Annotated in this window: 13 protein-coding genes; 10 read left to right on the plus strand and 3 right to left on the minus strand. The window is 35.9% G+C overall.

Annotated features, from left to right (window positions below; all coding sequences use genetic code 11):
• The first annotated feature begins 7 nt into the window (after nt 1-7).
• The 7 genes from BLV64_RS08495 to lspA all read left to right on the plus strand — a co-directional run bounded on the left by BLV64_RS08495 (nt 8) and on the right by lspA (nt 7590).
• A complete protein-coding gene (locus BLV64_RS08495; RefSeq protein ID WP_092134015.1) occupies nt 8-1726 on the plus strand; it encodes a NupC/NupG family nucleoside CNT transporter in 1719 nt (572 codons plus the stop codon).
• A 104-nt stretch (nt 1727-1830) separates the two neighbouring features.
• Nucleotides 1831-2655: a thymidylate synthase gene (locus tag BLV64_RS08500; RefSeq protein WP_092134018.1), complete on the plus strand. Its 825-nt coding sequence runs from the start codon at nt 1831-1833 to the stop codon at nt 2653-2655.
• 16 nt (nt 2656-2671) lie between these two features.
• Nucleotides 2672-3529: an energy transducer TonB gene (locus tag BLV64_RS08505; RefSeq protein WP_092134020.1), complete on the plus strand. Its 858-nt coding sequence runs from the start codon at nt 2672-2674 to the stop codon at nt 3527-3529.
• A 67-nt stretch (nt 3530-3596) separates the two neighbouring features.
• Nucleotides 3597-4505 carry a dihydrofolate reductase gene (locus BLV64_RS08510; protein ID WP_092134022.1) on the plus strand — a complete coding sequence of 303 codons (909 nt, stop codon included), beginning with the start codon at nt 3597-3599 and terminating at the stop codon, nt 4503-4505.
• Nucleotides 4506-4570: 65 nt separating this feature from the next.
• Entirely contained in the window at nt 4571-6127 is a 1557-nt protein-coding gene (locus BLV64_RS08515; protein ID WP_092134024.1) for an NAD(P)/FAD-dependent oxidoreductase, read from the plus strand.
• 81 nt (nt 6128-6208) lie between these two features.
• The gene (gene fabD / locus BLV64_RS08520; RefSeq protein ID WP_092134026.1) at nt 6209-7102 is read left to right on the plus strand and encodes an ACP S-malonyltransferase; all 894 of its coding nucleotides are present in this window, start codon (nt 6209-6211) and stop codon (nt 7100-7102) included.
• Entirely contained in the window at nt 7102-7590 is a 489-nt protein-coding gene (lspA, locus tag BLV64_RS08525) for a signal peptidase II (protein ID WP_092134028.1), read from the plus strand. The genes fabD and lspA overlap by 1 nt, the downstream gene beginning before the upstream one ends.
• 50 nt (nt 7591-7640) lie before the next feature.
• On the opposite strand, the gene BLV64_RS08530 is transcribed toward lspA, so the two are convergent.
• The 3 genes from BLV64_RS08530 to BLV64_RS08540 all read right to left on the minus strand — a co-directional run bounded on the left by BLV64_RS08530 (nt 7641) and on the right by BLV64_RS08540 (nt 10354).
• A complete protein-coding gene (locus BLV64_RS08530; RefSeq protein WP_092134030.1) occupies nt 7641-7835 on the minus strand; it encodes a hypothetical protein in 195 nt (64 codons plus the stop codon).
• A gap of 173 nt (nt 7836-8008) precedes the next feature.
• Nucleotides 8009-9031, minus strand: coding sequence for a UDP-glucose 4-epimerase GalE (gene galE / locus BLV64_RS08535; RefSeq protein ID WP_092134032.1), 1023 nt, complete (start codon nt 9029-9031; stop codon nt 8009-8011).
• A 195-nt stretch (nt 9032-9226) separates the two neighbouring features.
• Complete coding sequence (locus tag BLV64_RS08540; RefSeq protein ID WP_092134049.1) at nt 9227-10354, minus strand: DegT/DnrJ/EryC1/StrS family aminotransferase; 1128 nt, start codon at nt 10352-10354, stop codon at nt 9227-9229.
• A gap of 72 nt (nt 10355-10426) precedes the next feature.
• Between BLV64_RS08540 and BLV64_RS08545 the strand changes: the two genes are divergently transcribed.
• From BLV64_RS08545 to BLV64_RS08555, 3 genes are all read left to right on the plus strand, one after another.
• The gene (locus tag BLV64_RS08545) at nt 10427-11662 is read left to right on the plus strand and encodes a 3-deoxy-D-manno-octulosonic acid transferase (RefSeq protein WP_092134033.1); all 1236 of its coding nucleotides are present in this window, start codon (nt 10427-10429) and stop codon (nt 11660-11662) included.
• 113 nt (nt 11663-11775) lie between these two features.
• Nucleotides 11776-12042, plus strand: a complete 267-nt coding sequence (locus BLV64_RS08550) for a hypothetical protein (RefSeq protein WP_092134035.1) — start codon at nt 11776-11778, stop codon at nt 12040-12042.
• Between the two features lie 332 nt (nt 12043-12374).
• On the plus strand, nt 12375-12632 hold a 258-nt coding region (locus BLV64_RS08555; protein ID WP_092132939.1), incomplete at its 3' end, for an ISAon1 family transposase N-terminal region protein.

Consider the following 12632-nt stretch of genomic DNA (forward strand, 5'->3'; position numbering starts at 1 on the left):
CATTATTATGAAACATTTTTTTTTAGCTATAACAGCTGTTTTTTTTGGGCTAAATATGTTAACGGCCCAAGACATAAATAAAACTTGGGAAATACAATCGTTACAAAATCAAAAAGGAGAAAACCTCATATCAGTCTCTGAAACTGATGTACTAAATCTAAATAATGGTGAGTTTGAATGGTCTATTGCCGAGAAAAACGTAAAGGCCTCAGGGGACTACTTCTATCAAAACAACTTGCTTGTTTTCTATTTCAACACACCTACAGATTCCATTCAGAAATATAAGATTTCCGAACTTACAGATTCGACTTTAGTCTTTAAACAAAAAGACATTACCTACACTTTACAAGATCAAAATAGCTTCCAAGAAGAAATCGTAACGCCATCAGAAACGATCGAGAATGAAGCTATAATAAGCAGTCAAGGGTTTTCATTTACCAGTTTATGGCGTGGTGCTGTAGGTATGGTATCATTAATCTTTATAGCTTTCCTATTTAGTAGTAACCGAAAAGCAATCGACTGGAAAATAGTTGGTTTCGGACTCCTATTCCAACTCATTATTGCTATTGGTGTATTAAAAGTACCATTTATAAAAAATGTTTTCGAATTTATTGGGAGTCTATTTATTAGCGTTCTCGATTTTACTCGTGCTGGTAGTCAGTTTTTATTCGACGGACTGGTTATGGATATGGATACGTTCGGATTCATTTTCGCCTTTCAAGTACTACCAACAATTATTTTTTTCTCGGCATTAACCTCCCTACTATTCTACTTAGGAATCATTCAAAAAGTAGTAAAAGCTATGGCTTGGGCTTTATCTAAAGTGCTTAAAATTTCGGGAGCAGAAAGCTTAAGTGTAGCTGGAAATATATTTTTAGGACAAACGGAAGCACCGCTTCTTATTAAAGCCTATTTAGAGAAAATGAACAAGTCCGAAATTCTTCTTGTTATGATTGGAGGAATGGCGACAGTAGCAGGTGCTGTATTAGCAGCCTATATTGGCTTTTTAGGTGGTGAAGATGAAGCCTTGCGCTTGTTCTATGCAAAACACCTTTTAGCCGCCTCAGTAATGGCCGCTCCTGGAGCTATTGTGATTTCTAAAATTCTTTATCCACAAACGGAAGACATAGATACAGACGTTAATGTATCTCAAGATAAAATAGGTTCGAATATTCTAGACGCTATTGCAAATGGTACTACCGAAGGGTTACGTCTCGCTGTAAACGTTGGAGCCATGCTATTGGTATTTGTCGCTTTTATTGCCATGTTAAATGGTATATTAGGTTGGGTTGGAGAAGTTACCACATTAAACAGTTGGGTTTCTAACAATACCCCCTATCCTAAAGTATCTTTAGAGTTAATTTTAGGGTACATCTTTGCACCTCTTATGTGGTTAATAGGAGTCGCTAGAGAAGACATGGCGCTTATGGGACAGTTATTGGGAATCAAACTTGCTGCTAGCGAATTTGTCGGATATATACAATTGGCCGAATTAAAGGATATTACTAGTGTAACTCACCTAAAATTTGAAAAATCAATTATTATGGCGACCTATATGCTATGTGGTTTTGCTAATTTTGCCTCTATTGGAATACAAATTGGAGGGATTGGATCTTTAGCCCCTGGACAACGTAAAACCTTATCTAAATTCGGAATGAAAGCATTAATTGGAGGTACAATCGCTTCGTTAATTTCTGCTACCATTGCAGGGATGATAATAGGCTAAACGCCATAAGTAAGCATTACAGTTATTTTATTTATTTTTACAGCGTAAATAGCATTCTTATAATAGTCTGAGAATTTTAATTATCGCGATCACGCATTAGTATTATGAAACAATATCACGACTTAGTAAATCACGTATTTGAGCAAGGAAATGAAAAAGGAGACCGCACAGGAACGGGCACTAAAAGTGTGTTCGGCTACCAAATGCGCTTTGATTTAAGTGAAGGTTTCCCAATGGTTACCACAAAAAAACTTCATTTAAAATCCATTATTTACGAGCTGTTATGGTTTCTAAAAGGCGATACAAACATTAACTATTTAAATGATAATGGCGTACGCATATGGAATGAATGGGCGGACGAAAATGGTGATTTAGGACCTGTTTACGGGCACCAATGGAGGAATTGGAATAATGACGAAATTGATCAAATTGCAGAGGTCGTTGAAGCGCTAAAAACCAATCCGAATAGTAGACGAATGCTAGTTTCTGCTTGGAATCCTTCAGTCTTACCAGATACCTCAAAATCCTTTAGTGAAAATGTTGCTAATGGGAAGGCCGCTTTACCCCCATGTCATGCCTTTTTTCAGTTTTATGTTGCCGATGGAAAACTATCTTGTCAGCTCTACCAACGTAGTGCCGATATTTTTTTAGGCGTTCCTTTTAATATTGCTTCTTACGCCTTATTTACAATGATGATGGCTCAAGTTTGCGGTTATGAAGCAGGAGATTTTATTCACACCTTTGGTGATGCTCATATTTACAACAACCATAAAGAGCAGCTAGAATTACAACTGTCTCGCGAATTGCGACCATTACCAAAAATGAAAATTAATCCGAAAGTCACCAATATATTTGACTTTACTTTTGATGACTTCACCCTAGAAGACTATAATCCGCACCCACACATTAAAGGTGTTGTAGCAGTATAGTCCTATTAAAACAGGTATGAAACACTATAGCCTTTTATTTTTTTTACTCATAACATTGGTATCGTATTCTCAAGACGTGCCTAAAGCACCAACACCCCAGAACCAAAACCTTGACAAAGAGACGAGCGACCACGAAGTTCCTTTTGCAATAATAGAAAATGCACCTATTTATTCTGGCTGCGACGAAAACCTTAGTAATCGTGCACTTAAAACCTGTATGAGCACTAAAATAAATGCCATTATTTCTAAAAATTTCAATCTTAAACGCGCTCAATCTTTAGGCCTTAAGCCTGGTGACGTTAGAATTAATGTTCAGTTTAAAGTAAATCAAAAAGGAGAGGTTACGGCAATTGAAGCGAAAGGCCCACACCCTGAGTTAGAACAAGAAGCTATTCGCGTTATAAAACTCGTTCCTAAATTTAAAAGACCCGGCTTACAAAGAGGAAAAGCGGTTACTGTACCCTATTTCCTACCCATAAAATTTAGTATTGAGGACCGCCAACCAGCGCCTCAAACCTATAGCACTAAGGTAGACAGCTATCCTGTGTACAGAGGCTGTGATAAGGAGCTTGAGTTTCTTGAATTAAAACAATGTACCACAGAGAAAATTATAGACTTTATTAAATTAAGTTTTGATATGGAACTTGCCAATTCCTTATTTCCTCAAGATAAATCTACTCAGTTTCAAGTCGAATTTGTTATTGGTAAAAATGGTAAACCCAAAAACATCACAGCGAAAGCACACAAAAAAGAGATAGCATCCGAAGCCATAAAAGTCGTGAAACGACTACCAAAATTCAAAATACCGGGACAGCTTAACGGCAAGGCAATAGACGTGCCTTTTAAAATTTTAATGACTCTTTACTTCGATTAACGTCTTCCTTTTTTATAACTTTTAAAAGAATTATATTTACATATAAATAGGACCTATACTTAAACTTATGTTTGGAAAAAAAACACAAAAACCACAAATAGATAAAGATCAATTAGAGCTCATAGAAAATGCGCAACGACGTATCAAACAAAAAAAACGCTTATACACCCATTTTGTCGTCTTTTTAATTGGAGCTGTATTTTTAATTTTTGCCAACACGGTATTAGGTATCGGAGAGACCTTTACTATTTTTAATCAAAACTGGTTTGTTATAGCTATTTCTATATGGTTATTTATATTTCTATATCATGTTTTTAATGTATTTGTAACGAATCGGTTAATGGGTAAGGACTGGGAGAAAGCACAATTAGATAAACTAGTTGGTGCACAAAAATTACGCATTGAAAAACTAAAACAAAAGGTAGAAAAAGATTTTCCTGTACAAACGGACTTTTCTGAAGCACGCCCGGCGATTCAAGAAAACACGAACAACTTAACTCTAATCGTAGCCGCTTCCGAAAACAATGCTATAGGCAAAGACAACGCGTTAATTTGGCACTTGAGTGACGACCTAAAACGATTTAAATCGTTAACATCGGGTCATCATATTATTATGGGAAGAAAAACCTTCGAAAGTTTCCCTAAGCCACTACCTAACAGAACACATGTTGTTATTACTAAACAAGACGACTACCAAGTTCCTCAAGGTGTTTTGGTTGCTAATTCTATTGAAAAAGCTATTGAAATGAGTAAAGGTGATAACCAGCCATTTATAATTGGTGGAGGTGAAATTTACAGACAAGCACTGCCTTTTGTAAATACTATGGAAATCACACGCGTACATGAATCTTTCGAAGGCGATACTTTTTTCCCTGAGATAAACATGAATGAGTGGAATGAAACTTCACGTATTTTTCATGGTAAAGATGCCAACAACGACTACGACTTCACATTTTTTACGTATAAAAGACACTAGTCCTAATTGCTAAAAAAAGCACCCTTATAGAAAAGAAGTCTTTTTAATTTAATTAATTTCGCAGTATGATACAAGAGATCCAACTTCGTATACCTTTAAAAGACGAAGCACAAACCGATATTTTACTGCTTAAAGCAGCTCAATATTTAAATATTCCGAAGCAAGAGATTACTGGCGTAAAAATATTACGTAAGTCAATCGATGCTCGGAAACCTAAAATAATTTTTAATTATAAAGTTGCAGTCTATATAAAAGAACCGATGCCAAAAACATCGGAATACGACTTTCACTACAAAGATGTTTCTAAGGCAAAACCCATTCATATTATTGGTTTCGGACCTGCAGGAATGTATGCAGCCTTACGCTGTATAGAATTAGGTTTTAAGCCTATTGTACTTGAGCGAGGTAAAAATGTTCAAGACAGACGCCGGGATTTAAAAGCCATTAATCAAGACCATTTTGTAAATGAAGATTCTAACTATTGCTTTGGAGAAGGTGGTGCAGGAACATATAGTGATGGTAAACTCTACACCCGAAGTTTAAAGCGTGGTGATGTCCGTCGCATTTTCGAAAACTTCGTTTATCATGGGGCTACAGAAAAGATTTTGCAAGATGCACACCCGCATATAGGTACTAACAAACTACCTAAAATTATTAAAAATATACGCGAAAACATCATCCACTATGGAGGAGAAATCCATTTTGAAACCCGCGTTGTAGACTTCAGTATTAAAAACAACAAAATTGAAGCACTGCAACTTCAGAATGGCGATGAATTAGTGACAGAACGAGTTATATTAGCTACAGGACATTCGGCAAGAGATATATACTATCTTTTAAACAATAAAAACATAGCTATCGAATCCAAATCATTTGCAATGGGGGTTCGTGTGGAACATCCACAACATATAATAGACAGTATTCAGTACCATTGTTCTGGAGAACGTCATGAACTATTACCTCCCGCAGCATACAGTTTAGTACAACAAGTAAACGAACGCGGCGTCTATTCATTTTGTATGTGCCCTGGTGGTTTTATAGTCCCAGCGGCAACCGCTAACGGTGAAGTTGTCGTGAATGGTATGTCCCCTTCTAAACGCAATAACAAGTTTGCAAATTCTGGAATTGTAGTCGAAATTAATGCGGATAAAGACCTGCGTAAATACGAGCAGTTTGGAGTTTTAAAAGGATTGGAGTTTCAAAAAGATTTAGAGCGCTTAGCCTTTACGGCTGGCGGACGATCGCAAGTAGCACCGGCCCAACGATTAACCGATTTTGTAGAAGGAAATTTATCGTCTACTTTAAACGAAACCTCCTACCAGCCCGGACTAAAATCGGCACCATTACACTCTTTACTTCCTAAATTAATTGGTAGTAGATTGCGAAAGGGTTTTGAATCTTTCGGACAAAAAATGAAAGGGTACTATACAGAAGAAGCTAATATTGTAGGTGTAGAGTCTAGAACCTCATCACCAGTTAGCATTCCTAGAAAAGAAACATTACAACATCCACAAATAACAAATCTTTACCCTTGTGGTGAAGGTGGTGGTTATGCCGGAGGAATTGTTAGCGCGGCCATGGACGGCGAACGCTGTGCTGAAGCGGCTATTATAGGTTTATAAGAAGGACCATCAAGCTCTAGCAAACAACACCGATACTATTAAATATTATTCTTATTTTTACAGCATAAAAAACGAACCAAAATGAACGCATATATATTTCCAGGTCAAGGCGCACAATTCTCAGGAATGGGCTTAGACTTATATGAAAACTCTCCATTAGCACAAGAATTATTTGAAAGTGCCAACAAAATTTTAGGCTTTACTATTACCGATATTATGTTTGAGGGTACTGCCGAGGCTTTAAAAGAAACAAAAGTAACACAACCTGCTATTTTCTTACACTCTGTTATTCTTGCTAAAACCTTAGGTGATGCTTTTAAACCAGACATGGTAGCGGGACATTCCTTAGGAGAATTTTCGGCTTTAGTAGCTAATGGAACACTTAGTTTTGAAGCGGGACTAAAATTAGTTTCTCAGCGAGCAATTGCTATGCAAAAAGCATGTGAATTACAACCTAGTACTATGGCTGCTGTTTTAGGATTAGAAGATGCGATGGTAGAAGCTATTTGCTCGAAAACTGAAGGTGTAGTAGTTGCTGCAAACTACAACTGTCCAGGGCAACTTGTAATATCTGGAGAAATAGACGCTATAAATAAAGCCTGTGAAGCTTTAAAAGAGGCAGGAGCACGTCGTGCGTTAGTTTTACCTGTGGGTGGTGCATTTCATTCTCCTTTAATGGAGCCTGCACGTGAGGAACTTGCTGCAGCGATAGAAAACACGACTTTTAATAAACCAAATTGTCCAATTTACCAAAACGTAACAGCGCATGCGGTTAGTAATGAAGCCGAAGTTAAAGCTAATTTAATTAAGCAATTAACGGCTCCAGTACGATGGACACAATCTGTTCAACAAATGGTTACCGATGGTGCTACCTTATTTACAGAAGTTGGTCCTGGTAAAGTATTACAAGGTTTAGTAAAAAAGATAAATAGAGAAGCACAAACAGCTTCGGCAACATTTGGTAGCGAAGCATAATGAAAAACTCAACACGTAATTACTTAATCTTCGGGTTAATTATATTCAATATTGCCATAGACCAAATTTCTAAATTTTGGATTAGAGCCCATGTAGAACCTGGAAGTCAGGGTGAAATTATAGGAGACTACCTTACCTTACACAATGTTGAAAATACGGGTGCCTTTCTAGGTATGGGGAGTGATTTTAGCCCGGTACTTAAGATTTTATTGCTTAACGTTTTACCCATTATAGTTTTAGGCGTGGTGTTTTTCCACATTTTTAGGGATAAAAGTTTAGACCGTAAATCTTTAATAGGATTCTCATGTATTATTGGTGGTGGAATTGCCAATATTTACGATAGGATTCTTTACGGATCGGTTACCGACTTCCTTCATATCGATTTAGGAGGCGTATTTAGAACGGGTATTTTTAATTTTGCAGACATGTCTGTAATGCTCGGAATGGGACTCCTACTAATCTCTAATTTCAAGAAGAAAAAAGCATAAAAAAAAGCTTCAGTTATTAACTGAAGCTTTTTTTTTATCTCTTTAGGACTTTATTTCGCTAGAACACATTCTTGGCAATCTTTCACTTCGCCGTAGTATGTTTCTCTGTACTTATGTAAAGTTTTTAGCGGAATAATTCCAAGAAACTTTGTTTTAATGTACGTTACTTTTGCTTGCACGCGTCCCATTTTGGGGGCGAATCGGTTTTCTAATTTTGTTTTTCTTTTAATTTGTATCAGTTTCATTTTTCTATTGCATTAAGCTACAAAGTAACAAAAAATAACGACAATCACAAAGAAATCAAACATAAATCATTGCAAATCACCAAATTAATATCATACTCGCAAGAGTATCGCCTAATACTTATTAATATGACGAATGAAACGAGATGTAGTTATCAGATTACAAATCGTAAAAACTAGTCTTTTTTTAGTCTCTGTTGCCATTTCCAAGCAGACAACATCGCATCATCTAGCGTGGATTTTGCAGTCCATTTTAAAACCTCTTTTGCCTTGGTAGTATCAGCGTATGCAGCTACCACATCGCCTTCTCTTTTATCTACAACCTTATAATTTAGAGGCTGATTAGATACACGTTCAAACGATTTTATAACTTCTAAAACAGAGCTCCCCTGCCCAGTTCCTAAATTGAAGACTTCATAATTACGGCTATTTTCCCCATCCATTAAACGTTTTAATGCAATAACATGGGCTTTTGCTAAATCAACAACGTGAATATAATCACGAATACACGTACCATCTTCGGTATTATAAGTATCACCAAACACAGAAAGCTGTTCTCGTATACCTGCTCCTGTTTGTGTAATAAAAGGAACTAAATTTTGAGGCACCCCAAGAGGCAACTCCCCAATTTTCGCTGATTCGTGAGCTCCGATAGGATTAAAATAACGCAATGCTATAGCATTAAATGACGCGTCCGCTTTACAGAGATCACTAATGATCTCCTCTCCTATTTGTTTGGTGTTTCCATAAGGAGATAAGGCCGGTTGAATTGGTGATGTTTCGGAAATAGGTAGCTCTTGTGCTTCTCCATAAACAGTACAAGACGAACTAAAAATAAAAGGCGCTTGTTTTAATTGCGATGTATTTTGCAACATATACACGAGGGTGTTTATGTTATTCTCATAATACATTAGTGGTTCATTAACACTTTCTCCAACTGCTTTACTCGCTGCGAAATGAATAACTCCAGCAATATCGCTATGCGTCTTAAAAAAAGCTTCAACGTCTTGCTTATCCTTTAAATCTATATTGTAAAAATCTGGCGTTTTACCTGTAATAGAAACAATACCATCTAAAACTGACATTGTGGTGTTGGATAAATTATCGATAATAACGACTTTAAACCCTGAGTTTTGAAGCTCTACTACAGTATGTGACCCTATAAAACCGAGTCCGCCAGTTACTACTATTTTTTTCATTTTGAAATACTAAGGTGATTAATGCGACAAGGATTGCTCCTTCTTTAATTTTGATATAAATAAATTTCAGGACTTACCATAACCTTAAGATAGTTTCGGCTGCTTTATCTAGTTTCAATACTATGACAACCAGAAAAAGCAATACCAGAAAACCTTTAATTTAATATTATGCAACCCTTTAAGTTAACAAGAATGCTACTTATTTGTAACGAAATCGATCACTGTTTTGGTGATAAATGCAATTTGATCGGCTTCTAACTCCGTATGCATAGGTAACGAAATAACCTCTTTTACTAATTGGTTTGTCACAGTAAAATCGGATTCGTTATAACGTGCATCAACATAGGCTTTTTGTCTGTGTAGCGGAATTGGGTAATACACACCACAAGGAATAGCATTTGCTTGTAAATGTGCGACTAAAGCATCTCTATCAACCCCTTGAATTTTTAAGGTATATTGATGAAATACATGATCTCCAGAACGCTTAGGTATAGTAATCCCTTCTACAGATTTAAACGCCATATCGTAAGCATCGGCAGCTGCGCGTCTTTTATTATTATAGGTATCTAAATGCGGTAATTTCGCATCTAAAACGGCAGCTTGAATAGAATCTAATCTAGAATTCACCCCTACAACATCATGGTGATAACGCTCGTACATACCGTGATTAACTACCCCTCGAATAACATGTGCTAAGTTATCATCGTTGGTAAAAATAGCTCCACCATCTCCATATCCCCCTAAGTTTTTAGAAGGAAAGAAAGAAGTTGAAGCGACATGACCTATAGTCCCGGACATTACTTCTTTACCATCGCTAAACTTATATTTCGCTCCAATTGCTTGTGCATTATCTTCAATAACATAAAGATCATGTGCCTTAGCAATATCCATTATAGCCTCCATATTTGCACATTGTCCAAATAAATGCACGGGTACAATCGCTTTGGTTTTAGGTGTAATTGCTTTTTTTACGGCTTCAATATCGATATTAAACGTCTCCGGATCGACATCAACTAACACCGGAGTTAGGTTTAATACAGCTATCACTTCCACCGTAGCAGCAAAAGTAAAATCGGCAGTAATCACCTCATCACCTGGTTTTAGCCCTAAGCCCATCATAGCAATTTGCAAGGCGTCGGTACCATTAGCACAAGGAATAACATGCTTAACACCAAGGTAATCCTCTAAGTTTTTTTGAAATTGGTGCACTTTAGGCCCATTTATAAAAGTTGTAGTTTCTATAACTTCGTTTATAGAAGAATTTACAACTTCTTTTATCTCGTTATATTGACCTTTTAGGTCAACCATTTGTATTTTTTTCATAAGTAACGAAATTACAAAATTCATTAATGTTAAACAATGAATTATGTATTTTAGCACAAACGTTTTTTTACATTGAATTTACTTTATTCTATATCCATATCTCTAGCCTCTTTTATTTTAAAGTGCCTCGCCCCTTTTAATAAAAAAATTAAGCAGGGTGTAAAAGGCCGAAAACAGACCTTTTCTTTATTAGCTTCGAGACTTAGTCCAGAAGACAAAACCATGTGGTTTCATTGTGCTTCCTTAGGCGAGTACGAACAAGGACTCCCTGTTTTCAAAACACTTAGAGAGGACTTTCCTACTCATAAAATAGTGCTTTCGTTTTTTTCTCCTTCAGGATATGACATCAGAAAAAACAGTCCTATCGCAGATGTTGTCGTTTACCTTCCCTTAGACACCAAACGTAATGCCCAGCGATTTTTAGATTTGGTTCACCCTGAATTTACCATTTTTGTTAAATATGAAATCTGGCCCAATTTTTTAAAAACCTTAGGCTCCAGAAAGGGAAAAGCTATATTGATCTCGGCCGTTTTTAGAGCAGACCAATCCTTTTTTAAATGGTATGGAAAGCAGACTAAAGAAGCGCTATTTACATTCGACCATATATTTACACAAAACGAAGACTCTAAAAGGCTTTTAGAAAGTATTAATTATAATAAGGTAACTGTTTCTGGCGACACCCGATTTGATCGCGTATTTAATCAACTATCACAAAATAATACTTTAGATTTTATTGCTGAATTTAAAAACAACCAACTGTGTGTGGTTATAGGAAGTTCATGGCCTGAAGATGAAACTTTACTTATCGAATATATTAATACAGAAGCACGCGAGGACATTAAATTTATTATCGCCCCGCACACTATTAAACCTAACCAAATAGCCACGATAAAGCGCAATATAAAAAAAGAGGTCGTTTTGTTTTCAGAAAAAGAAAATCAAGACCTTTCCAAATACAATGTCCTTATTTTAGACACTATTGGTTTACTCACAAAGGTTTATAGTTATGCCGACATCGCATATGTTGGTGGTGCTATGGGAACAACAGGATTACATAACATCTTAGAACCTGCCGTTTTTGGAATCCCTATTATTATTGGGCATCATTTTAAAAAATTCCCCGAAGCCTACGCGTTACAATCTGAAAAGGGACTTATCTCCATTTCGAACCAACAAGAACTAAATAAAGCGTTACATTTATTTGTTGATAATCCTCAACAACGAATCACCTTTGGAGAAAATAATCTAAATTTTATTAAAAAAAACAGGGGTGCCGTAATCCAAATACTCAGTTACATACGTAGATAAGCTGTAATATTTACAAACTCATGTGTTTATGTTAATTTTTGTTAAAAAATTAGCATTTATTAATTGTTAAAATTGTAGATTTGCGCTAAATTAAAATTAAAAAAACTAAATCAATGAAAAAATTATTATTAAGCGCTGCTTTATTATTAGCTTTAGGCGCATCATTTACATCTTGTAGAGAAGAAGACAAAAAAGACGCTGAAAACGCTATTGAAAATGCAGGTAACGCTGTAGAAGAAGCTGCTGAAGATACTGAAGAAGCTGTAGAAGGTGGTTTTGAAGCTGTTGGAGAAGCAATTGACTCTGCTGTTGAAGAAACTGAAGAAGCAGGTGAAGCAGTTGAAAACGCTGTTGAAGAAGCAACTGATGATAAAAAATAATTAGAACTATTCTAATATTTAAAGCCCAATCTTTTTAGATTGGGCTTTTTTTTGTTTTAAAATGTACTAGAGATGATATTATATCCGCTTACCCTATTAAGCCACATGCATCTCAAAACACTCATTATTGTTATAGCTACGTTTAAACCGACAAACTTAACGTGAATACCTCAACTACAAATAACCTGCAATACCCCCTAAGAAGCATTTTAAAACTGTGCATAACCTGACTACAGATTAATTAATGTAACGTCTTTAAAAATGGAAAGGATCAATCTCAAAAGTTGTGTGTGAATTGAAATAAGATTACGATTTTTGTAAAAAAAATAGCCGTGGACAATTATTTAGAATTACTGAAACTTATTCTCCCTGAATTTTTAATTAATCATTTCGATTTAATAAAAAACACAAAAAATGGTGAAGTAATGCACCTTTATTTTGAAGAGCGCAATGTGATTCCTAAAGAGGAGAAATCCAAAATGCTTGTTGCTCATGGTTTTCACAAAGAAGTCACTATTCAAGATTTTCCACTTCGAGGTAATACAGTCTATCTTCACGTAAAACGTCGCAGATGGTTAGATAAAAATACG

Source organism: Bizionia paragorgiae (assembly GCF_900107625.1).
Taxonomy (GTDB): domain Bacteria; phylum Bacteroidota; class Bacteroidia; order Flavobacteriales; family Flavobacteriaceae; genus Bizionia; species Bizionia paragorgiae.